The organism is Streptomyces sp. NPDC001678 (genome assembly GCF_042892945.1).
GTDB lineage: Bacteria > Actinomycetota > Actinomycetes > Streptomycetales > Streptomycetaceae > Streptomyces.
In genome coordinates this window covers 21,926-44,457 of the sequence record NZ_JBIAUP010000014.1, presented here as the reverse complement: position 1 = coordinate 44,457, position 22,532 = coordinate 21,926, and the positions used below count along the sequence as shown (strand labels likewise).

The 22,532-nt window shown below is 73.9% G+C and carries 17 protein-coding genes; 10 read left to right on the top strand and 7 right to left on the bottom strand.

What is annotated here, in order from left to right; genetic code table 11:
- The first annotated feature begins 135 nt into the window (after positions 1 to 135).
- From ACFYZR_RS25895 to ACFYZR_RS25885, 3 genes are all read left to right on the top strand, one after another.
- The gene (locus ACFYZR_RS25895) at positions 136 to 7,710 is read left to right on the top strand and encodes an amino acid adenylation domain-containing protein (RefSeq protein WP_391914256.1); all 7,575 of its coding nucleotides are present in this window, start codon (positions 136 to 138) and stop codon (positions 7,708 to 7,710) included.
- 70 nt (positions 7,711 to 7,780) lie between these two features.
- Positions 7,781 to 8,011 (top strand): MbtH family protein, encoded by a 231-nt coding sequence (locus ACFYZR_RS25890; protein WP_391914254.1) that lies wholly within the window; start codon positions 7,781 to 7,783, stop codon positions 8,009 to 8,011.
- Positions 8,008 to 9,216 (top strand): cytochrome P450, encoded by a 1,209-nt coding sequence (locus ACFYZR_RS25885; RefSeq protein ID WP_391914252.1) that lies wholly within the window; start codon positions 8,008 to 8,010, stop codon positions 9,214 to 9,216. Before ACFYZR_RS25890 ends, ACFYZR_RS25885 begins: the two co-directional genes overlap by 4 nt.
- Before the next feature lie 122 nt (positions 9,217 to 9,338).
- Here ACFYZR_RS25885 and ACFYZR_RS25880 read toward each other — a convergent pair whose 3' ends face one another.
- From ACFYZR_RS25880 to ACFYZR_RS25870, 3 genes are all read right to left on the bottom strand, one after another.
- Entirely contained in the window at positions 9,339 to 10,355 is a 1,017-nt protein-coding gene (locus tag ACFYZR_RS25880; RefSeq protein WP_391914250.1) for an aldo/keto reductase family protein, read from the bottom strand.
- 121 nt (positions 10,356 to 10,476) lie between these two features.
- Positions 10,477 to 11,757, bottom strand: a complete 1,281-nt coding sequence (locus tag ACFYZR_RS25875; protein WP_391914248.1) for a phosphatase PAP2 family protein — start codon at positions 11,755 to 11,757, stop codon at positions 10,477 to 10,479.
- A 182-nt stretch (positions 11,758 to 11,939) separates the two neighbouring features.
- A complete protein-coding gene (locus ACFYZR_RS25870; protein WP_391914246.1) occupies positions 11,940 to 12,956 on the bottom strand; it encodes a CapA family protein in 1,017 nt (338 codons plus the stop codon).
- Positions 12,957 to 13,293: 337 nt separating this feature from the next.
- Here ACFYZR_RS25870 and ACFYZR_RS25865 point away from each other — a divergent pair, with 337 nt between their 5' ends.
- The gene (locus ACFYZR_RS25865) at positions 13,294 to 14,274 is read left to right on the top strand and encodes a glycoside hydrolase family 25 protein (protein WP_391914244.1); all 981 of its coding nucleotides are present in this window, start codon (positions 13,294 to 13,296) and stop codon (positions 14,272 to 14,274) included.
- A gap of 67 nt (positions 14,275 to 14,341) precedes the next feature.
- On the opposite strand, the gene ACFYZR_RS25860 is transcribed toward ACFYZR_RS25865, so the two are convergent.
- A complete protein-coding gene (locus ACFYZR_RS25860) occupies positions 14,342 to 15,649 on the bottom strand; it encodes a DUF1266 domain-containing protein (protein ID WP_391914242.1) in 1,308 nt (435 codons plus the stop codon).
- A gap of 200 nt (positions 15,650 to 15,849) precedes the next feature.
- A complete protein-coding gene (locus tag ACFYZR_RS25855; RefSeq protein ID WP_391914240.1) occupies positions 15,850 to 16,515 on the bottom strand; it encodes a TetR/AcrR family transcriptional regulator in 666 nt (221 codons plus the stop codon).
- 57 nt (positions 16,516 to 16,572) lie between these two features.
- Between ACFYZR_RS25855 and ACFYZR_RS25850 the strand changes: the two genes are divergently transcribed.
- Together ACFYZR_RS25850 and ACFYZR_RS25845 are read left to right on the top strand one after the other, a co-directional pair.
- Complete coding sequence (locus ACFYZR_RS25850) at positions 16,573 to 18,033, top strand: MFS transporter (RefSeq protein ID WP_391914238.1); 1,461 nt, start codon at positions 16,573 to 16,575, stop codon at positions 18,031 to 18,033.
- Positions 18,030 to 18,425 carry a cupin gene (locus ACFYZR_RS25845; protein ID WP_391914236.1) on the top strand — a complete coding sequence of 132 codons (396 nt, stop codon included), beginning with the start codon at positions 18,030 to 18,032 and terminating at the stop codon, positions 18,423 to 18,425. Before ACFYZR_RS25850 ends, ACFYZR_RS25845 begins: the two co-directional genes overlap by 4 nt.
- A gap of 144 nt (positions 18,426 to 18,569) precedes the next feature.
- On the opposite strand, the gene ACFYZR_RS25840 is transcribed toward ACFYZR_RS25845, so the two are convergent.
- Positions 18,570 to 19,142, bottom strand: a complete 573-nt coding sequence (locus tag ACFYZR_RS25840; protein WP_391914234.1) for a TetR/AcrR family transcriptional regulator — start codon at positions 19,140 to 19,142, stop codon at positions 18,570 to 18,572.
- 97 nt (positions 19,143 to 19,239) lie between these two features.
- On the opposite strand from ACFYZR_RS25840, the gene ACFYZR_RS25835 reads away from it, so the two are divergent.
- Positions 19,240 to 19,527, top strand: a complete 288-nt coding sequence (locus ACFYZR_RS25835) for an antibiotic biosynthesis monooxygenase (RefSeq protein WP_391914232.1) — start codon at positions 19,240 to 19,242, stop codon at positions 19,525 to 19,527.
- A 26-nt stretch (positions 19,528 to 19,553) separates the two neighbouring features.
- On the opposite strand, the gene ACFYZR_RS25830 is transcribed toward ACFYZR_RS25835, so the two are convergent.
- Positions 19,554 to 19,922 carry a hypothetical protein gene (locus ACFYZR_RS25830; RefSeq protein ID WP_391914230.1) on the bottom strand — a complete coding sequence of 123 codons (369 nt, stop codon included), beginning with the start codon at positions 19,920 to 19,922 and terminating at the stop codon, positions 19,554 to 19,556.
- Positions 19,923 to 19,926: 4 nt separating this feature from the next.
- On the opposite strand from ACFYZR_RS25830, the gene ACFYZR_RS25825 reads away from it, so the two are divergent.
- The 3 genes from ACFYZR_RS25825 to ACFYZR_RS25815 all read left to right on the top strand — a co-directional run bounded on the left by ACFYZR_RS25825 (position 19,927) and on the right by ACFYZR_RS25815 (position 22,522).
- Positions 19,927 to 20,163 (top strand): hypothetical protein, encoded by a 237-nt coding sequence (locus tag ACFYZR_RS25825; RefSeq protein WP_391914228.1) that lies wholly within the window; start codon positions 19,927 to 19,929, stop codon positions 20,161 to 20,163.
- A 176-nt stretch (positions 20,164 to 20,339) separates the two neighbouring features.
- The gene (locus ACFYZR_RS25820; protein WP_391914226.1) at positions 20,340 to 20,687 is read left to right on the top strand and encodes a hypothetical protein; all 348 of its coding nucleotides are present in this window, start codon (positions 20,340 to 20,342) and stop codon (positions 20,685 to 20,687) included.
- Positions 20,688 to 20,998: 311 nt separating this feature from the next.
- A complete protein-coding gene (locus ACFYZR_RS25815) occupies positions 20,999 to 22,522 on the top strand; it encodes an MFS transporter (protein WP_391914224.1) in 1,524 nt (507 codons plus the stop codon).
- Positions 22,523 to 22,532 lie beyond the last annotated feature (10 nt).

Sequence of the window (22,532 nt, the reverse complement as noted above, 5' to 3'; positions counted from 1 at the left end):
CATGATCGCTAGGCGTCGCCCGGGGCCGCTTCCGGCCCTCCCGGCGCGCACCTGTGCCTGCCCAACCGCGGACGGACGGACCGCCGGCAGACCGCCGCCGGCCCGGTGACGTCCGCGCAGAGGAGATGTCGACGCGTGTCCGCACAGCACCGCTCCGCAGCACTCCGGCCCCTCACCGCCGGCCGGCGCCCCGCCGCCCCCGTACCCGATGAAATCGACGAAGTACCCGATGAATTCGACGAACTCGCCACCCTCACCGGTGCGTTCGCCCGGCAGGTCCGCCGGACGCCCGACGCGACGGCGGTGGCGTCCGGGGACGGGGAGACGTCCCTGACCTACCGGGAGCTGGACGCGCGGGCCGACCGCCTGGCCGCGAGGCTGGCCGCGCGGGGCGTGGCGCCGCACGACACCGTCGCCGTCCTGATGGACCGCTCCGCCGGCCTGGTCGTCGCCCTCCTCGCGATCGTCAAGGCCGGTGGCTGCTACGTGCCGTTGGACCCCCGGCACCCCGCCTCCCGGCTGGAGTGGATCCTCTCCCGCACCGGAGCCCGCGCCCTGCTCACCGACGCCGGGACGGCCCCGCCCGCCGGGCTCGGCGACGGCGTACGCGTCCTGCGGGCCGACGACGACCGGGAAGACGACGACCGGGAACCCGCCGCCGGCCCCGCCGCCCCCGAGGCCGGCGCCGATCCCGGCCGCCTCGCGTACGTGATGTTCACCTCCGGCTCCACCGGCACCCCCAAGGGCGTCGCCGTCACCCACGGGAACATCACCGCCCTCGTCCGGGACCCCGCGTGGCACGGCGGCGCCCACGAGCGCGTCCTGCTGCACTCTCCGCACGCCTTCGACGCCTCCACCTACGAGCTGTGGGTGCCCCTGCTCACCGGCGGCACCGTCGTCGTGGCGCCCCCGGGCGAGCTGGACGCGCGCGGCATCGCCGCCGTCGTGGCCGCCACCGGGACGACCGGGCTGTGGGTGACCGCCGGGCTCTTCGCGGTGCTGGCCGAGGAGGACCCCGCGTGCTTCCGGGGGGTGCGCGAGGTGTGGACCGGCGGCGACGCCGTCTCCCCCGCCGCCGTCCGCCGGGTGCTGGCGGCCTGCCCCGGCACGGCCGTCGTCAACGGCTACGGGCCCACCGAGACCACCACGTTCGCCACCTGCCACCGGGTGACCGAACCGGGCGCCCTGGACACGGTCGTGCCCATCGGCTCCGCCATGGACGGCATGCGCGCCGAGATCCTCGACGCCTCCTTGCGGCCCGTGCCGCCGGGCGAGGTCGGAGAGCTCTACCTCGGCGGCACGGGCCTGGCCCGGGGCTACTGGATGCGCCCGGGCCTGACGGCCGAACGGTTCGTCGCCGACCCCCTCGGCGGGCCCGGCGAACGGCTGTTCCGCACCGGCGACCTCGTACGCCGCGGCCCGGACGGGCTGCTGGAGTTCGTCGGCCGCGGCGACGACCAGGTGAAGATCCGCGGCTTCCGCGTCGAGCCCGGCGAGACCGAGGCCGTCCTCGCCGGACACCCGGGCGTCGCCCAGGCGGCCGTCGTGGTCCGCGAGGACCGCCCCGGCGACAAACGCCTCGTCGGCTACGTCGTCCCCGCCGACACCCCGGCCGACGACGCCGGGGACGGGGCGCCGGAGCAGACCGGCGAGCAGATCGGCGAATGGCGGGAGATCTACGACGCTCTGTACAGCGACGTCGCCCACGCCCCCTTCGGCGAGGACTTCTCCGGCTGGAACAGCAGCTACGACGGACTGCCCCTCCCCCCGGAGCAGATGCGCCACTGGCGCGACGCCACCGTCGAGCGGATCCGCGAACTGCGCCCCCGCAGGGTGCTGGAGATCGGCGTCGGCACCGGCCTGCTGATGTCCCGGCTGGCCCCCGACTGCGAGTCCTACTGGGGCACGGACTTCTCCGGCCAGGTCATCGAGGGCCTGCGCACGCTCGTGGGGCGGGACCCGGCACTCGCCTCCCGCGTGGAGCTGCGCGCCCTGCCCGCCGACCGGATCGACGAGCTGCCCGCCGGGTTCTTCGACACCGTCGTCGTCAACTCCGTCACCCAGTACTTCCCCGACGGCCGCTATCTGACGGACGTCCTCACCAAGGCCCTCGGCCTGCTCACGCCCGGTGGCGCGGTCTTCGCCGGCGACATCCGCGACCTGCGGCGGCTGCGCCGCTTCCACACCGACGTCCAGCTGCGCCGCCCGGAGCCGCCCGCCGACCCCGCCGTGCTCCGCGCCGCCGTCGAGCACAGCGTGGTGCGCGAGAAGGAACTCCTCGTCGACCCTGCCTACTTCACGGAACTCGCGGCCACCGTCCCCGGCGCCGAAGGCGCAGAGGTGCGCGTCAAGCGCGGCCGGTACGCCAACGAGCTCACCCGTTACCGCTACGACGCCGTCCTGCGCAAGGCCGGGGCCGAGGGCCCCACAGCACCCCCGCCGCCCGCCGCGTCGCTGCGGTGGGGCCGGGACGTGACCTCCACGGCGGCGCTGGCGCCCCTGCTGGGCAGCACCCACCCCGGCGGGCTGCGGGTCACGGGCGTCCCCGACGGGCGGCTCGCGACCGTCGCGGCGGCGGCCCGGGCGCTGGAGGAGCGTGGCGAGGTCACCGCCCTCGGCACCGGCCGCGACGAGACAGGCGGCGAACTCCTGGAGGAGTTCCACGACCTGGCGGAACGTTTCGGCCTGCGGGTGGTGGCCACCACGTCCACGACCGCCTCCGCGTCCGCAACTGCCACCGCGTCCGCAACCGCCTCCACGACCGCCGACGACGCCCTCGACATCGAGCTGACCGGCCGCGCCCCCGGCGCCCCGGGCGGCCAGGAGCCCACCGGCGTCCCGCTCGCCTCGCTCGTCAACGCCCCCGCGACCGCCCGCGACACCGGCGCCCTGCTCGCCTCCGTCCGCTCCCATCTGCGCGAGCGGCTCCCCGAGTACCTGCTGCCCGCCGCCACCGTGGTCCTCGACGCCCTGCCGCTCACCCCCAACGGCAAGGTCGACCGCCGCCGCCTGCCCGAACCGGACACCGGTTCCGCCGCCGACGGCCGGCCCCCGCGCGACCCCCTCGAACAGCTGCTGTGCGGGCTGTTCTCCGACATCCTCGGCGTCTCCCGGGTCACCGTCGACGACAGCTTCTTCGCCCTCGGCGGCCACTCCCTGTCCGCCACCCGGCTCACCGCGCGGCTGCGGACCGTACTGGGCCTGGAGCTCCCCGTCCGGACCGTGTTCGAGACACCGACCGTCGCCGGGCTCGCCGGCGCCGTCCGAAAGGCGGCGGAAGGCGAACGGCCCCCGCTGCTCCCGGCGGAGCGCCCCGGGCGCGTACCGCTGTCCTTCGCCCAGCAGCGGCTGTGGTTCCTCCAGCGCCTGACGGAGTCGGGGGCCGCCTACAACGTGCCGCTGGTGCTGGCCCTGGACGGCGAGCCGGACCGGGCGGCGCTCCGGGCCGCGCTCGGCGACCTCGTCGAGCGGCACGAGAGCCTGCGCACCGTCCTGCCCGAGGACGGCGGGGTGCCGTACCAGCTCGTCCTGGACCCGGCCGCCGCCCGGCCGCCGCTGACCGTCACCGAGGTCGCCCCGGAGGCCCTGGACGCCGCCGTCGACGAGGCGGTCCGGCGGCCCTTCGACCTCGCCGGGGGCATCCCCCTGCGCGCCGGGCTGTTCACCGCCGGGCCCGGCCGGCACGTCCTCGTGCTGGTGGTCCATCACATCGCCTGCGACGGCTGGTCGCTGGCCCCGCTCTGGCGCGACCTGGCCGCCGCGTACACCGCCCGCCGGGCGGGCCGCGCGCCGGACGAGGCGCCACTGCCGGTCCAGTACGCCGACTACACGCTGTGGCAGCGCGAGCTGCTCGGCGACGAGAACGACCCGGGCAGCGCGGCCGCACGCCAGCTCGCCTACTGGAAGGGCGCCCTCGACGGGCTGCCCGAACGCACCGAGCCGCCCCTGGACCGGCCCCGCCCGCAGGTGGCCGGCCACCGCGGCGACACCCTGCGCTTCACCCTGGACGCGGACCTCCACCGGCGGATCGACGAACTGGCCCGCTCCTGCGGCGCGAGCCCCTTCATGGTCGTGCACGCGGCGCTGGCCGCCCTGCTGACCAAGCTCGGCGCGGGCACCGACATCGCGATCGGCAGCCCGGTCGCGGGCCGCACCGACCCCGCCCTGGACGGGCTCGTCGGCTTCTTCGTCAACACCCTGGTGCTGCGCGCCGACACCTCCGGCAACCCTTCCTTCCGGGACCTGCTGGCCCGGGTCCGGGAGACCGACCTGGCCGCCTACGCCCACCAGGACGTGCCCTTCGAGCGACTGGTCGACGCCCTCGCGCCCGCGCGCGGTCTCGCCCACCACCCGCTGTTCCAGGTCATGCTGGCCCTCCAGAACGCCCCGCAGGGCGCGCCCGAGCTGCCGGGCCTCGCGGTCACCGAGCTGCCGTGGCCGACCGGGGCCTGCCGCTTCGACCTGTCCGTCTCCCTCACCGAGCGGCACGGCCCGGACCGGCGGCCGCTGGGCGTCGACGGGGTGGCCGAGTACAGCACCGACCTGTTCGACCGGGAGGGCGTCGAGCGGATCGTCCAGCGGTTCGTCCTCCTGCTGGAGGCCGTCACCGCCGACCCCGGCCGCCGGCTGGGCGCCCTCGACGTCCTGCTCCCCGGGGAACGCGCCGGGCTCCTCGCCCTCGGCGGCTACCCCCGCGAGGACGTGCCCGCCGCCACCCTGCCCGAGCTGTTCGAGGCGCAGGCGCGGCGGACGCCCGAGGCGACCGCCGTCCTCTTCGACGACGGCGGGGGCGGCGTACGTAAGCTGACGTACCGTGAGCTCAACGCCCGCGCCAACCGGCTGGCCCGCCATCTGCTCGGCCACGGCGCCGGCCCGGAGCGGACCGTGGCGATCGCCCTGCCCCGCCAACCGGACGCGGTCGTGGCCACCCTGGCCGTGCTCAAGGCGGGCGCGGCCTATCTGCCGCTGGACCCCGGTTATCCGGAGGCCCGGCTGCGTCTGATGCTCGACGACGCCGCGCCCGGCCTGCTGCTGACGGACCTCGCGACGTCCCTGGCCCTGCCGGGCGCACCGGACCTGCCCCGCGTCGTCCTCGACCGGGAGGAGACGCGGCGCGCGGTCGGAGCCCACTGGGACGGCGACATCACCGACGCCGAGCGGCCGCGCCCCCTCGAGGCCGCGAGCCCCGCCTACGTCATCTACACCTCCGGCTCGACCGGCCGTCCCAAGGGCGTGGTCGTCACCCACTCGGGCTTCACCGGTGTCGTCCGGGCGCAGCTGCGGCGGTTCGGGGTGACCGCGGACAGCCGGGTGCTCCAGTTCGCCTCGCACAGCTTCGACGGCGTCGTGTGGGAGCTGTGCGGCGCGCTGCTGACGGGGGCGGCGCTGGTGATGGCCCCGGCCTCGGTCACCGCCCCCGGCCCCGGCCTGACCGCGCTGATGGAGCGGCACGGCGTCACCCACGCGACGCTGCCGCCCGCCGCGCTGTCGGTGCTGGAGCCCGCGGACCTGCCCTCGCTCACCTCGATGATCGTCTCGGGTGAGGCGGCGAGCGGGGAGACGGTCCGCCGCTGGTCCGCAGGGCGCCGCTTCCTCAACGGCTACGGGCCCACCGAGACCACGGTGTGCGCCACCCTCAGCGCCCCGCTGTCCGGCGGGGGCGCGCCGCCCATCGGCCGGCCCACCGTGGGCGCCCGGGCCTACGTCCTGGACCGCGACCTGTGCCTGGTGCCGCCCGGGGTCCCCGGCGAGCTCCATATCTCCGGGGCCGGGCTGGCCCGGGGCTATCTGGGCCGGCCGGGGCTGACGGCCGAGCGGTTCGTGGCCGACCCGTTCGGGGAGCCGGGCGGGCGGATGTACCGCACGGGCGACCTGGCCCGCTGGAACCCGGACGGGGAGCTGGAGTTCATCGGCCGCGCCGACGGCCAGATCAAGCTCCGCGGCTTCCGGGTCGAGCCCGGCGAGATCGAGGCCGCGCTCGGCACCCACCCGCAGGTGGCCCAGGCGGTCGTCGTCGCCCGCCGGGACGACCGGGCCGGCACGTACCTCACCGCGTACGTCGTGCCCGCCGGTGACGCGCCGGGCCCGGACGGCGCCGCGCTGCGCGCCCACGCGGCCGCGCTGCTGCCGGGCCACATGGTCCCGTCGGCCGTCCTGGTGCTGGACGCCCTGCCGGTCACCGCCACGGGCAAGGTCGACCGGGCGGCGCTCCCGGCACCGGACTTCGGGGCGCTGTCGACGGGCCGCGAGCCGCGCACCGCGCGCGAGCGGATCGTGTGCGGGCTGTTCGCCGAGGTCCTGGGCGTCCCCCGGGTCACCCTCGACGACAACTTCTTCGTCCTGGGCGGGCATTCGCTGCTCGCCACCCGGGTGATCAGCGGGCTGCGCCGGCGGCTGGGCGTCGAGCTGCCCGTCCGCGCGCTCTTCGAGCACCAGTCGGTGGCGGCCCTGCTGGCGGCCGTCGACGGCACGTCCGGACCCGCCCCGGCCGCGCCGGTGGACCTGGCCGCCGAGGCCGTCCTGGACGCCGGGTTCACCGTCGGCCGGCGGGCGGAGCGCGCTCCCGGGCCCGAGCGGGTGCTGCTCACCGGCGCGACCGGGTTCGTCGGCCCGTTCCTGCTGCGCGAGCTCCTCGACCGTACGGACGCCGAAGTCCACTGCCTGGTGCGGGCGGAGGACGCCGGGCACGCCGGGCGGCGGATCCGGGCGGGCCTGGCCCGGTACGGGCTGGGCGAGGAGGGCGTGGCCGTCCGGGTCGTCCCCGTCCCCGGCGACCTGGAGGAGCCGCTGCTCGGCCTGGACCCCGCCCGGTTCGCGGAACTGGCCGGGCGGCTCGACGCGATCTACCACAACGGCGCCCGCGTCAGCGCGGTCGACCCCTACGACCGGCTGCGCGCGGCGAACGTGGCCGGGACGCGCGAGGTGCTGCGGCTCGCCGCCGGAAGCGGCGTTCCGGTCCACCACATCTCCACCGTCTCGGTCGCGGTGGGCACGGGAGCGCTGCCGGAGGAGATCCCGGAGAGCCGTACCGTCCCGGCGCCGGAGGTCGCGGCCGACGGCTACACGGCGAGCAAGTGGGTGGCCGAACAGCTCGTCCGGGCGGCCGCCGACCGCGGCCTGCCGGTGACCGTCCACCGCCTGGGCCGGATCAGCGGCCACTCCACCGGCGGGGCCGGGCCGGAGGACGACGTCCTGTGGCAGCTCGTCCGGGCCATGCTCGTCCTCGGCTCCGCACCCCGGCTCACCGGCCCGGACGAGCCCCCGGCCGTGGTCGACCTCGTCCCCGCCGACCACGCGGCGGCCGCCGTGGTCCGCCTCGCGCGCCGGGAGGAGAGCCTCGGCCTCACCCACCACCTGGTCTGCCCCCGGCCGCTGCCCCTGGCCACCCTGCTGGACCACCTCCGGGCGTACGGCTACCGGCTCGCGGGCGTCGAGCGGGACGCCTGGGTGCGGGCGCTGCGCGAACGGGCCGAGGCGGACCCCGCCGCCGGGCTGGACGCCGCCGTGCTCCTGAGCGACGTCCTGCCCGCCCTCGTCCGGCTGGGCCGCGTCCGCCTGGACGACGCCAACGTCCGTACGGGGCTGGCGGGTTCGGGCCCCGCCCTCCCCGCCCCCGACCGCCGCCTGATCCACGCCTACGCCGGCCACTTCGTCTCCACCGGGTTCTTCCCGCGCCCCGACGGGCCGCCGGAGGGAACAAGCACCCCCTGAGGACCGGCGCTCCCTGATCGCACGCATCGGCAACGCAATTGCTACGCAACGACAGAGAGGTACGAGCATCGTGAACAACCCCTGGGACGACCCCGAAGGGACCTTCCTGGTCCTCGTCAACGACGAGGGCCAGCACTCCCTGTGGCCGTCCTTCAGCGATGTCCCCGCCGGCTGGGCGATAGCCCGCGGCCCGGGCACCCGCGCGGAGGCCCTCGCCCACGTCGAGGAGAACTGGACCGACATGCGGCCCAAGAGCCTCGTGGCGCGGTACGAGCGGGTCGCGGAGGTGCGGACCGCGTGAACGAGCCCCGGAGCACCGCGCAGACCCCGCCCGCCTACCCGTTCAACGAGGCCGTCGGGCTCGACGTCGACCCCATCTACGCGAAGCTGCGCAGGGACGAGCCCGTCGTCCGCGTCGGCTGCCCCTTCGGCGAGGACTCCTGGCTCGTCACCAGCCACGCCGACATGAAGACGATCCTCGGCGACCCCCGCTTCAGCCGGGCCCTGGCCGCCCTCCACGACGAGTCACGGCTGACGCCGCTGCCCATCCACACCAGCATCCTGGGCATGGACTCCCCCGACCACACCCGGCTGCGCCGGCTGCTCTCGCGGGTCTTCACCATGCGCCGCGTCGAGCTGATGCGCCCCGGCGTCGAGCGGGTCGCGAACGAGCTCCTCGACGGGCTGGTGGCGCGCGGCGCCCCCGGCGACCTGATGGAGGAGTACGCCGTACCGATGGCGGGCGCCGTCATCTGCGACCTGCTCGGCGTGCCCTTCGAGGACCGCGACGACTTCCGGCAGTGGATGGACGCCTTCTCCGCCACGACCGTGATGACGGCCGAGGAGACCCAGGACGGCACCGACGCCCTCCACGGCTATATCGCCAAGCTCGTGCGCGAGCGCCGCGTCGAGCCCCGCGAGGACCTCATCAGCGGCATGGTCAAGGCCAGCGACGAGGAGGAGCGGCTCTCCGAGAAGGAGATGGTCGAGCTGATCAGCGTGCTGCTGATCGCGGGCCACGAGACGGTCTCCTCCCAGCTCATCGACTCCCTCTACGTCCTGCTCACCCACCCGGACCAGCTGGAGACCCTCGTCCGGCGGCCCGCGCTCGTCCCCCAGGCCGTCGAGGAGCTGCTGCGCTACGTCCCGCTGATCTCGCACGTGACCTTCGCCCGCTACGCCGCGGAGGACGTGGAACTCAGCGGCACGCTGGTCCGCGCGGGCGAGTCGGTCCTGCCGGCGATCCCCTCGGCCAACCGCGACGAGACGGTCTTCGAGAACGCCGACCGCTTCGACATCGGCCGGGAGCACAACCCCCACCTGGCCTTCGGCTACGGCATCCACCGCTGCCTGGGCGCGCCGCTGGCGCGGCTCCAGCTCCAGGTGGCGCTGGCGACGCTGCTGGAGCGCTTCCCCGGGATGCGCTGCGCGGTGCCGTTCGAGGAGCTGGAGTGGAAGGACGGCATGCAGGTGCGGAGCCTGCTGAAGCTGCCCGTCGTGTGGTAGCCGGCTGAGCGGTAGCCGGCCGAGTAGTGGCCGGTCGAGTGGCAGCCGGCTGACGGGCCGGCCGGGCACCGGACCGGGGGCCCGGTCCCGCGAGAGCGGGGCCGGGCCTCCTGCCGTTCGCGCTAGGCCGTGCGCCAGTCGGGCGAACCCGGGCTGCTCTTCGCCGTCTCGCCCGGGTCCGTGGTGGCCACCGGGGCGAGCGCGGCGTCGATCAGGGCGACGGTCTCCTCGTCCAGCGCGACGTCGGCGGCCTCGGCGTTGCCGGTGATCTGCTCGGGCCGGGAGGCGCCGATGACGGCCGTGACGACGCCGGGACGGGCCAGGACCCAGGCGAGGGCGAGCTGGGCGAGGGTCAGCCCGAGCCCGTCGGCGACGGGCCGCAGCCCGGCGACCCGGCGCAGGACGTCGTCCTTGAGCCAGCCGCCCAGCAGCTCGGAGCCGTCGTTCTCGCTGGTGGCACGGGAACCGGCCGGCCACTGGCCGCCGGGCTCGTACTTGCCGGTGAGCACGCCCTGGGCCAGCGGCGACCAGACGATCTGGCCGATGCCCAGCTCCTGGCAGGCGGGGATCACCTCGGCCTCGGGGACCCGCCACAGGGCGGAGTACTGCGGCTGGTTGGAGATCAGGGGGATCCGCAGCTCCCGGGCGAGCGCGGCGCCCCGGCGGATCTGGTCGGCGGTCCACTCGGAGACGCCTATGTAGTGGGCCTTGCCCGCATGGACCACGTCGGCGAAGGCCTCCATGGTCTCCTCCAGCGGCGTGGAGGGGTCGAACCGGTGGGCCTGGTAGAGGTCCACGTGATCGGTGCCGAGGCGGCGCAGGGAGTTGTCGATCGATTCGCGGATGTGCTTGCGGGAGAGCCCGAGGTCGTTGCGGCCCGGCCCGGTGGGGGCGAAGACCTTGGTGAATATCTCCAGCCCCTCGCGTCGCACCCCTTTCAGAGCGCGGCCGAGGGACTCCTCCGCGCGGGTGTCCGCGTAGACGTCCGCGGTGTCGAAGGTGGTGATGCCGGCGTCGAGGGCGGCGCGCACACAGGCGCGCTCGGTCTCCTCGCCGCGCGACGCGTCGTGGGTGAGCCAGTTGCCGTAGGCGATCCGGCTGACGATCAGTCCGCTGCGTCCCAGGTGACGGAAGTCCATGGCCGCACGCTATCAACGGGCCCACGCGCGGCGGGGGTTAACAAGGATCATGGCGGACCTCCCGTGGGAAGTCCGCCATGACGTGGTGCTCTTCGGCCGTTTTCCGGTTCGGGCCGCCGCCTCAGCGGCGGTGCCACCCGCCGGCGGAGGGGTCGCCGCCCGCCCCGTGCCGTCCGCCCTCGGACGGGCCGTCGGTCCAGTCGCCCGGCTGGCCACCGTAGCCGCCGCCCTGCCCGGCGTCGCCGTCGTACTGGCCGGCGTAGCCGCCGCCCTGGCCGCCCTGGCCACCGCCGTCGTACTGGCCGCCCTGCCCGGCGTGGCCGTTGTACTGCCCGTACTGCCCGTACGCCCCGTATTGGTTGTTCTGGCCGTGCTGGCCGTGCTGGCCGTGCTGGCCGTACGCCCCGTACTGGCCGTTCTGCTCGGGCTGCTGCTGCCCGTACCCGTACGGGGCGTAGGCGCCCTGCTGTCCGTACTGCCCCTGGGCGGGGGGCTGCCCGTACTGGCCCTGCCCGCCGTACGCGTCGTGCTGCCCGTACGGGTTGTGCTGGGGCTGCTGGGCGTGGGGGGGTTGCTGGGCCTGCTGGGCCTGCTGGGCCTGCTGCGCGTACCCGCCGTACTGGCCGAAGTGGCCCTGCTCCGGGTGGCCGTCGCGGCCCTCGTGGCCGTCGTGGTCGTCGCCGCCATGGCCGTCGTCCTCGGCGGGCGCGAGCGCGGCCCGCTCCTCCGCGAGGCCGAAGCGCGTCAGCAGCGGCGCCACCAGCGGCAGCGTGTCGAGCCTCGGCAGCAGCCAGGCGTGCCACACGCCGGTGACGAAGAGGATGGCGGAGCCCGCGATCAGCACCGAACCGAAGGTGTCGGTGGGGTAGTGGGCGCCGATGTACATCCGGGAGAAGGCGACGAGCAGGACCGCGAAGACACCGCAGACCAGGACGGTACGGCGGTGCCGGGTCTCGCGGAGGAGGAAGTACGCGGCCACGACGGCGGCGACGGTGAAGGCGGTGTGACCGCTGGGGAAGCTGTTGGAGCCGATCTCCGGGTCGAGGGAGAACTGCCGCGGCGGCCGCTCACGGGCCACGATGGCCTTCGCGACCTGGGTGCTGTTCCAGCCGACGGCGACCACGAGGAAGGTGGCGACCGCGGCGGTCGGCCGGCGCCGCACGAACAACAGCCACCCGCTCCAGGCCACGAGGATCAGCACGCCGGCGACCGGCGAGGCGCAGTAGCTGACCAGCTCCATCGCGTGGTTGAGCCAGGGGGTGCGCAGATTGGTCTGGATCGTCCGGTCCAGCGACAGATCGTGCGGCTGGATCAGCGTGGTGTGCGCGGCGACCAGCCCGAGCACGATCGCGACCGCGAACAGCAGGATGGAGTTGCGCAACCAGTGGCGCACGTAGGGCATGGGTGGGGCGTCCTTCGTATCGGTACGGCGGTACCGGGGCGGCAGCACGGTATGCGTACGGTCGGGTGACGGGTACATGCCGCGCAGATGTCATCGGCACGGCTGCACAGCAAAAGCTACACGCGCGGCGTGAACACCCTTCCGGCGCGGCCGTGGGCGCACGGCCCTCCATGTGACGGGGGTCACTCGGAGGTGGGCGGCCATTCCACCAACAGTCGCTCGCCCCGTACGGTCACGGGCGTGCCGAAGGCGGCGCAGGCCCGGGAGAAGCGCTCACGGACCCATTCCCAGTCCTCGCCGCGCGCCGGCTCGGTGCGGCAGTAGTCGAGCCACAGGGGGAGGGCCTCCAGGCGGACCGGCCGGTAGCGCGCCGGGGCCGGGCCGTCCGGTGGCGCGGGGTTGTCCAGGGTGACGAGGAAGAGCAGCCCGAGATCGTTGCGGAGGACGGGGTCGACGGCGTAGTCGTCGACGAAGTCGCCCATGTCGTGGATCACGGATCCGGCCACGCCGTGGAAGACGTGTGCGGAGTGCCCGGCGATCAGGGTGGCCCCGGCCGCCAGCAGCTCCGCCGCGGCGGCCCGTACGTGGTGGGGCGGCGCCGAGGTCATATTGGGTCCCCAGTGCGGGGTGACCAGCACGGCGTCGGCCTCCGCCGCGGCCCGCCCCACCAGCTCGGTGAGCCAGTGCGGCACTCCCCTGTGCAGATCCGCGAAGGCCACGCCGGGCCGGTCGGGGCCGGCGGCGAAGTCGTCCGGGTGATCGGTGACGCCGACCACGGCCAGCCGTACCCCGCGCGCCTCCAGCACCGTGTACGCGCGGGCGGCGGCCACGTCCGCCCCGGCGCCGACGACCCGGATGCCGGCCGCCGTCAGCAGCTCGCGGGTGTCGGCGAGGGCGTCGTAGCCGTAGTCGAGGGCGTGGTTGTTGGCGAGGGTCACACAGTCCACACCCAGCTCGGCGAGGACGGCGGCGGCCGGCGGGGGCGCCCGGAAGAAGAAGGGCTTGCCGGGGGCCGCCCAGGGCTCGCCCCGGCCGGAGACGCAGCACTCCAGATTGAGGACGCACAGATCCGCCCCGGCGATGACGTCCCGGATCTCCTCGCTCAGGATCGTCGCGGGCTCCGGGATCTCCCCGAGCCGCTCGCCGACCCCGCGTCCCAGCATGGTGTCGCCCGCCATCGCCACCGTGATCGGCGCCATCCGCTCCGCCTCCGTCCGGGCGGTGCCCTCACACACCGTCCTCGTGCGCGCGCTCACCGCGAAGGTGGATCCGCGCAGGTCCGGACATGCGTCCAGCCTGCGCCCGAACATGCCTGGGCGCATCCGGAGGACACGACCGTCCGGGACCTCGGTGCGCTTCGTCAGCGCGACGTTCGAGGAGGGGCCAGAGGCCGGGGAGAGGCCGGGGGAGGCCGAGGAGAGGCATTTCGTCCGCCGGGACGCTTGCCGGAAGCGAACCGTTGTACGACGCTGTCCCGGCCACCCCCGCGCCGGCCGGCCCCGGACGGCCAAGGCGCGGTCCCCCACCATCACCGCCATGCGCACTCGGCTCACCGCGAAGAGGCACCGAATGGGCATCCTCGGCCAGGACTGGGCCTCGTACCAGTCCTCCACCCCCGACATCAGCGGGCTCTCCTTCGTCTTCGTCAAGATCACCGAAGGGCTCGGCTACATCAACCCCAAATGGGTCTCCCAGCGCGACCACGCCAAGGCGAACGGTCTCGTCTGGGGCGCCTACCACTACCCCCACATGGCCAACGACCCCCGCGCGGAGGCCGACTACTTCCTCCGGCAGGTCGCCTGGCGCCCCGGCGACATCATCGTCCTGGACTGGGAGGGCTACGACGACGCCAACGCGAACGTCCCGAAATCCCGTCAGCTCGTCTACCGCGACGCCTGGCTGGAGTACGTGAAGGGCAGCATGCCGGACCACGCGGTCGGCATGTACTGCAACCTCGAGTACTGGCTGAACGTCGACCGGACCTCGAACTGCGGCGACTTCCTGTGGATCGCCACGGCAGGACGACCGGCCGGCCGGCCCGGCATCCGCGACCCCTGGCTCTTCCACCAGTACAGCGAGGCCGGCGGCGTCGACCGCGACTACTGCCCCCTCGGCAGCACGGCCGAACTCCGCGACTGGAGCCTGTCGTTCCAGCACACTCCCCCCACCCCTCCCGCCCGCTATACGGAGGAAGACATGTACTCCTACTTCGATGTCCCGGCGAACGCTGACTTCGACCTGCCCGTCGAGCCCGCCGGCACCCTCGCCGCGCCGGCGGGCGGCGCCCGCAACGGCCCCATCTGGCTGATCCTCTCCGCCCAGGGCAAGGACGGCCAGGTCACCACCGCCTTCCATGACGAGGGCGGCGCGTGGGGCCGGGCGGCCGGGCCCGTCCCGGTCACCGTCGCCGGGGACAAGCTCGTCCTCCACCTGCCCGCCGACCGCGTCGTGGACAAGGTCCGGATACGGTCCACGGCTCCGTTGACGGGCTATCTCGTGGGCCGGCAGGTCGCGTAGCCGGGGCGGGGGCCGGGCGGGAGGCGGCCGGGCGCCACGTCACCTCGGGCCGTGTCGCCCGCCCCGCTCATCCCAGCCCTTCCCGCCCGTCCCGCTCGTCCGCGAAAGGCACCGTGCGCCATGGGCTTTCCGGGTCGGTGACCAGCGCGCGATGCGCCTCCAGGACCTCCGTGTACCAGGCGCCGAACCGCTCCTCGTCGAAGTGCAGGCACCGGCCCAGCACATAGCCCGCGGAGAACTCCTCCCACGAGCCGTACGCGTCCCGCGCGGCCTTGGAGGCGCGCTCCAGGGCCGTGAGCATCTCGGCCTCCGTGGCGTACCGGGCGCCGCGGCCCCAGCGGGCCATGCTGGAGCCGCGGCCGATGTCCCAGGCGGCGATCGTGCGTACGACCCCGTCGGGAGGCAGGAGCCCGTCGGCGCGGAACCGCGCCTCGTACCGCAGGATCTCGCCCACCAGGGTGCGCAGGTGCGCCACGAGGCCGGCGAACTCCGGGTCGCCGGAGGGGACTCCGTTCTCCCGGGCGCGGGCCCACAGCTCAGCCTCGACCAGGGCGCGCCACCGCTGCGGATCGACGTGGCCGCGCCGAGAGCCGGGCGCGAGCGCGACGCGGGCGCCGAGGACGAAGTCCCAGTACCAGGGGCTCACTTCGCCGTCGAGCAGCCGCTCCTGCGTCGAGCGCCAGTCGTCGCGCCCGTGGACGGACCAGCCGGCGGCGATCCGCTCGACCTCGCCCCGGTAGCCCGAGCCGTGCCAGTGCGGGGTGTTCCACGCGTCGCCGTTCTGGAAGCACAGATGGGCGCCGCAGGCCAGGCCGTGCAGCAGCGGGCCGGGCGGCGGGGCGCCCGTACGGCGGGTCACCACGCGGTCGCCCAGGCCGTCCGGTTCGAACAGATCGTGGTGGAGGTCGAGCCAGGTCTCCCGTTCGTCGTCGTCGGTGGAGAAGTACTCCTCGCAGGGCGTGGCGGCGTTGACCGCGAGGATGTCCACGTCGCCGGGGAGGATCCCCGCGAGCGCCCCGAGCGTCGCGTACTCGTAGACCAGGTGCGGATGCGTGCGCGGCAGCAGGCCGGCCGTGTAGACCTGCGCGGCGACGCGCCCGTCGGCGAGCGGGACGGTCAGCATGGGGAACTCGTCCTCGCCGGCCGCCCGCGCCTCGTCGAGCCGCACGGGGTAGTAGACGCCCTCGATGGCGAGGATGCGCAGATAGGCGTACGCGTTGCCGGTGCGGGTCAGCCGGTACAGCTGCTGTTCGACGTCGGTGGGCGCCGTCCAGCGGGTGCCGTCCCTGGGGGCGGGGACGAAGGGGAAGACCTCTTCGTGGTCCTCCTCCTCAAGGCCCTCCTCGTGGGCATGGTCCCCCGACGCCGTCCGCATGGGGTTTCCTTCCGTCCTGTGCCCGTCGCCCCGATGACGACCGCAAGATCACGCGGGTACGTTAACCGACGACGCCGTTGCGTTTACGCGTGAGGCCGCAGGTCAAGGGGGTTGAACGAGGCAACGGGACGCCTTCCTCCGTGTGGTGACCACAGGAGTGCGTGGTCGCTGGTGGGCGACGTGGTGGCGGCGGTGTGCCGTTACCGGGCGGCGAGGCCGTCCACCAGGGCTCGGAGCCCGTCCGAATAGGTGTCCTGGGCGGTCAGCGCCTCCCATCGGCCGGCGACTTGCGCCAACCGGGGAACCTCTTCGGGGTCGAGGTCGGCGAAGACGCTCTCCCGGTGGACGGGACGGTCGTCTTCCGCGCGTCGCCGGGCCGCTGCCGCCCGGACCATGATCTCTCCGGCTGTGTAGTACCAGATCGCGCGGTAACCGTGCACGGCCTGGTCGGGGGTCAGCCCGCAGTCGACGAACCCGTCCACTATTTGCTCGACGAACCACAGCGCGGTCCTGGACAGCAGGTCGTCAGCGGTCAGCACCGTCACGATCCAGGGGCAGGCCGCCAGGACCTCGTGAATCGCCTCCGCGGCGACGACGACCCGCTCGCGGGGCCGGTCGGGCAGTTCGGGCCGGCGCAGTGTCCGTGTCGCGTAGTCGTCCAGCAGCAGCACGAGCAGCTCGTCCTTGTTGCGGACGTGATGGTAGAGCGCCATGGGCGTACTGCCGACCTCCGTGGCCAGCCGACGCATCGTCAACCGGTCCACGCCTTCCTCGTCCAGGATCCGGAGGGCCGTCCCGATGATCTCGTCTCGGGAGATCCGGGGAGGTCGGCCGGGGGTCTTGCGCGGTGCGGGCGGTTGCGGCATGCCCCCATCATCCCCTGGGTGTCGACACCGGGGCGCACCAGGCGGTAGTTTTCTTACATGTACAGAAACTTACGGGGGCGTCCCGGAGCCGTGCTGGCCGCGGCTGCCGTCGCGCAGTTCGTCGTCGCCCTGGACATGTCGGTGGTCAACGTCGCGCTGCCCGCGATCCGCCTCGCACTGGGATTCACCCCGCTCGGCCTCTCCTGGGTCGTGCACATCTACGCGCTCACACTCGGCGGGCTTCTGCTGCTGGGTGGCCGGGCCGGCGACCTCTACGGCCGGCGTCGGCTCTTCACCCTGGGCCTGGCGGTCTTCGGGCTGTGCTCACTGGCGGGCGGGCTGGCCCAGGCGCCCTGGCAACTGGTCGCCGCCCGGGCCGGCCAGGGCCTGGGCGCCGCCGCAGCCGCTCCGGCCGCGCTGGCCATGCTGACCGCCACGTTCCCCGAGGGGCCTCGGCGCACCCGGGCGCTCGGGGTGTGGAGCGCGGTGAACGCGGCGGGCGGCGCGCTGGGTGTGCTCGCGGGCGGGCTGCTCACGCAGTACGCGGGCTGGCGGTGGGTCATGCTGATCAACCTGCCCATCGTCGCGGCGGCTCTCGCACTGGTCCACGCGGGCGTGCCCGCCGACGCACCTCCCACCCGGCGCGAGGCTCCGGACATGCTCGGCGCCGTCCTGGCGACCGGCGGAATCGGGCTGCTGGTGTTCGGCGTCGTCCGCACCGACACGGTCGGGTGGGGCTCCCCGGCCACGCTGGTGGCCCTCGCCGCCTCGGCCGTACTGCTGGCCGCCTTCGTCGTCACCGAATCCCGGGCCGCGGCACCACTGTTGCGCCTCGGGCTGCTGCGCAGCCGCTGGGTCGCCGGCGCCAACGTCCTGGTGTTCCTCGCGGCGGCCGGGCAGTTCACCGCCTTCTACTTCGTGTCCCTGTATCTGCAACAGGTCCTGGACATGGGCGCCGCTGCCACCGGTGCCGCGTTCCTGCCCTTCTCCGTCGGCCTGGTCGCGGGCACCGTCGCCGCGACCCGCATCACCTCCTCCCGCTCCCCGCGCGCGGCTCTGGTGCCCGGCGCGCTGCTGGCCGCCGCAGGGCTGGCCTGGTTCTCCACCATCGAACCGGACGGCGGCTTCCTCACCGACGTACTCGGCCCCTCCGTCCTCACCAGCATCGGCACCGGACTGGTCCTGGCCCCGGTCGCCGCCGCCGCGACCACAGGCATCACCCCCCGCGAGGCCGGCATGGCATCAGGCGTCTTCAACAGCTCCCGCCAACTCGGCGGCTGCATCGGCCTGGCCGTCCTCGCGACCGTCGCGGCGCACCGCACCGGCACGGCCACCGACCCCGCCGCTCTGAACGACGGCTACGCCCTGGGCCTGGCGGTCACCGCCGCGCTCTTCCTGCTCGCCGCGGCCGTGGCGGTCGCCGTACTGCCCCGCCACCGCGCCGTGCCGACCACCCCGCAAACCGCCACCCCCACCCCTACCCCCGCAGAGAATCAACTGGAAGGAACACCGTCATGACGACGACACCCATCGACCTGTTCGCCTCGGCCCTGCTGTTCCACCCCGACGGCGACGTCCGGGCCGCCGAACGCCGAATGGCGAGCAGCGACTCGGGCGCATGGCAGATCGCGACCTTCCACGTGGAGACCGACGCCGACGTCCACGTCGACCACTGGGAAATGCACCCGGAGGCGGACGAGGCGGTGTGCTGCCTGGCAGGCGGCGCCCGGATCCACTTCCGCCCCACCGGACCCGACGAATCCAGCGAGGCAGTGCGGTTGCCGGCGGGCGCCGCCGTGATCGTCCCCCGAGGCCGCTGGCACCGCCTGGAACTGGACTCTCCGAGCGACCTCATGTCGATCACCCTCCGCCACGGCACCCGTCTCGAAAGGCGCACCGACACCCACTGACCGAAGCGTGGCCCGGCAGACCCTGCTGCCGGGCCACCACCCGCCGCCCAGAGCTCACGGCAGCCGCGCCGGGGCGGGTTCGGGTTCGGGTTCCACCGCGCGCAATGATTCAAATGGACAGGCCCCCAGGGACCTGACCAAGCGTCATCCAGCGGGGTTGTCGTGCGGGACGTCGAGGATGATGTCGGCGGCGCGGGCGATGACCGGGGCGCGGGTGCCGCCGGGGTGGTCGGCGGCGAGGAAGTGGCTGCCGATGGCCGTGCAGAAGGCGAGCAGGGCGCGGGCCTCCACCTCGTCGGGGTCGGCGCAGAAGGTGCTGATCGTGTCGCGCGCCAACTGCATGCGCTTGTTGTCCACACGGCGCAGGCGGTCGGCGACGGTCCGGTCGCGGCGGGCCCATTCGCGAACAGCCAGGTCGATGGGGAGCAGCCGGTCGCTGGAGAAGGTGAGCTGCCCGGCCAGACGGACCTTGTCCCGCGCGTCGCCGCCCTCACGCTCGACGCGGTCGATGACGTCGTCGACGCTCTCGCGCTCCCAGGCGTCGAGCATTTCGGTCAGCAGTGCGTCGCGGTCGGCGAAGTACCCGTAGAAACCGCCCTTGGTCACCCCCAGCGCCTTGGCGAGCGCCTCGACCCGCACTGTGTCCACCCCGCCTGAGGCCAGAGCCTGCAGCCCCGCCTCGACCCACTTCTCCCGCGGTGTGCGCAACGCGCCCATCTGTGGCCCACCTCACCCTGTCAACCCGGTTGTACGGAGCCGTACAACGACCTAGCCTCGCGTTGTACGGCATCGTATAACCCGGAGAGGACACCCCATGTCATTCGGTTTCGTCGCCTTCCACTACCCCGCCCCCGAGCACCTCGAGGAGTTCGTTCGCGAGGCCCACCAGGTCGCCGAGGCGGCGCGGCGCCAGCCCGGATTCCTGTCCGTCGGGGTCTGGGTCACCCCGGACGGCGGCGCTGTCGTCACCACCGGCGCGTACGAGTCCGAAGAGGCCTTCTTGGCGGCGGCCGAAGTCGGCCGCGAAATGGGCGCGACACCCGACGGCCTGAGCGACCTGGAGGTCAGGCCCCGCGAGGTCCACTTCCTCGTGTCGCGCTAGCCCCTCCCCCTCTCCCTCGCCCCGGGCTACCGGGAGGCGCCGAGGGCCGCGCCGGCCGCGTCCAGGGCGTCGGCCCGGCGCCGGAAGTCGGCGGCCACGTCGTCCCAGACGGGACCGTGCAGATAGAGACTGTCGGCCGCCTCGCGCAGCAGGGCGGGGTCGTCGGGGCGCTGAAGGATCGCCAGCCGGTAGGCGAGGTTCCGGACCCAGCCGGGAAGGCGCCCTTCGACAAGGCGGGGAGACAGGTCACGGAGCATGGCGACGATCGAGTCCGCGTCGGCGAAGGTGAGTTCCTCCACGAAATACTGCTCGTGGTGGCCACCGCCGCACGCGGGTGCGTCCTGGTATTCGTCGCCGTACAGGCATCGAGCGTGTTCTGTGAGGCTGGCGTGCATGATCATGACTTTACGACCACACGCGCGGGCCCCGGCCGCGACCAGCCGGTTCGGGGCGGGCTTCAAGACGGGCGGGCCTGAAGGCGGCAGCCGTGCGGCCTTCGAGGAACTGTCCGGGCGGGACGTGACCTTCGTCCAGGAGCCGCAGCCGAGGCCATGGGGGCTCTCCGCGGCCCTGCGTGACCATTCCGGCACCGTGCACGAGACCCTCCAGCCGCACCACCAGCGCGGCGACGCCTGACCACCACCCGCCTGGGGCGAGCCTCCCCCGGTGTCCGCCGCCGGGGGGCAGCTCGCCGGGGTGGTTCAGCTCAAGGCCCTCAGGGCGCGCAGGTGGCGCCGGGCGGTGGCGCGGAGGTGGGCCAGGACCTCCGGATCGGCGTCGAGGGTGTAGTCGGCCCACCCCCTGGGGGCACCATGCCCGTCCTCGACCCGTGCGACAGCGACAGCCTGGGTGAGCGGATCCAGCGCGCCCTGCCGCGGACGAAGGTCGTCAAGGCGTTCGTCACCCAGGAACAGGCCACTGTCGTCGACCCCCGGGCCGTCGGCGGCGGGGATCACACCATGTTCGTCGCGGGTGCGGACGCTGGCGCCAAGCAGCAGGTCACCGACCTCCTCACCGCCTACGGCTGGAGTGACGTCCTCGACCTCGGCCCCCTCGTCGCCGCCCGCGGCATGGAGATGTACGCCCATATGCACAGCGCCATCGGCTTCGCCCTCGACGTGGACGAGCCGGCGCGGCCGGCCGCCGTGACGGGCACGTAGCCGGCCACCCGACAACTCGGTTGTCAACGAACGTACTTCGGCATCCCGCGTTCGTGAGACCGTGCCATGTCTCCGCAGGCAGCTGGTAGTTGTGATCCCGTGAGCACCTCAACACTGCCGTGCGGTCCGGTCTCCGACCTCGGTCCCTCAGCGGTACGCGCAACGTCCTGCCCGGTTGGATACGGACGGGGACAGGCACAAGGACAAGCACAGGGACAAGGGCACCGCGTCCGATGACGGCCGCCACCGAGTCCCCGTGTGACGAAGCCGACGCCGTCAGCCGGGGAAAGCCCCGTGGAGTCCTGTTCTCCATGAGTCTGGCGCTGATCCTGGTCGTCGCCTCCATGTCCGCCCTCAACCTCGCGCTGCCGGACCTCGCCGTCGGCCTGGCCGCGTCCACCACGTCCCTGACGTGGATCGTCGACGGCTACACGGTGACCCTCGCAGGGCTCGTGCTGCCCATGGGTGCTCTCGGCGACCGTGTGGGCCGTCGTGCCGTACTTGTCGTCGGCACTGTGGTCTTCGCGGCCGCGGCCCTCGCCGCGGCCGACGCGGCCGGTACGAGCCCCCTGGTCGCATGGCGCGTGGTCATGGGCGTCGGCGCGGCCATGATCATGCCGGGCACCCTGTCGACGATGACCGCCGTCCTGCCCGCCGGGCAGCGCTCGCGCGGCGTCGCCATCTGGGCCGGGTGCGGGGCCTCGGGCGTCATCATCGGGATGCTCGCGTCCGGAGCCCTGCTGGAGTGGTTCAGCTGGCGGTCGATCTTCGTCACCAGCTCTGTCGTCGCCCTGGCCGCCGCCCTCGCGGCCGTGCTCCTGGCCCCGGAGACGAGGGAGGCGTGCCCGCGCCGCTTCGACGCGGCGGGGGCGGCGTGCACCGCCCTCGCTCCCGGTGCCCTCGTGTACGCCCTGATCGAGGGGAACGACCGGGGATGGGGCCGACCGCAGGTGATCGGGGCCCTGGTCGCCGCGGCGCTGGCCGGTGTCGCGTATGTCGTCCTCGGGCTGCGAGCCGCTCAACCCCTGCTCGACCCCCGCCTCTTCCGCAACCGGGGCTTCCGGGCCGGGGCCGTGACCATCGCGGTGCAGTTCATGGCGGTCTTCGGGTTCTATTTCGTCGGCCTGCAGTACGTACAGCTGGTCCTCGGCTACACCCCCTGGAAATCCGCCGTGGCCCTCGTGCCCATCGCCCTCGTCGTCGTGCCCACCTCGCAGCTGACCCCGCGGCTGGCCCGCACGCTCGGCATGCGCACGGTGATGACGACCGGACTGCTTCTGCTGAGCGCGGGCCTGTTCGCGGGGTCGCTGCTCCATGCCGATTCCGGATACCTGCCGTTTCTCGGCTGCCTCCTGCCCGCCGGCGCCGGTGTCGGCATGACGGGAGCCGTCGGGACCGCGGCGATCACCGGCTCGCTCACCCGTGACCAGCAGGGTGTCGCCTCTGCCGTGAACGACGTGACCCGCGAGGTGGGCGCGGCCGTGGGCATCGCGCTGATGGGCTCCGTGTTCGGCAGCCACTACCGCTCCTCGCTTCCCGACGTGGTCTCGCGCCTGCCCGAAGCCGCGGCCGAAGCCGTGCGCCACTCCCCGGCGGGCGGCCTCTACGTGGCCGACCACGTGGCCGATCGCGTCGGGGCCGAGGGCGCGACCCTCGCCTCGGGCGTCAAGGACGCCTTCATGAGCGGCATGTCCACGGCGCTCAGCACGGTCGCCGCCGTTGTCGCCGTCACGGTCTGTTTCCTCGTCAGCGCCCCTACGAAGGCCAAGTCCCCTGAGGAATCACAGGGATTGGGGTCATCGAGGGAGCCCGACGAAGCGGCCACGACCGGGTGACACCTCGTAG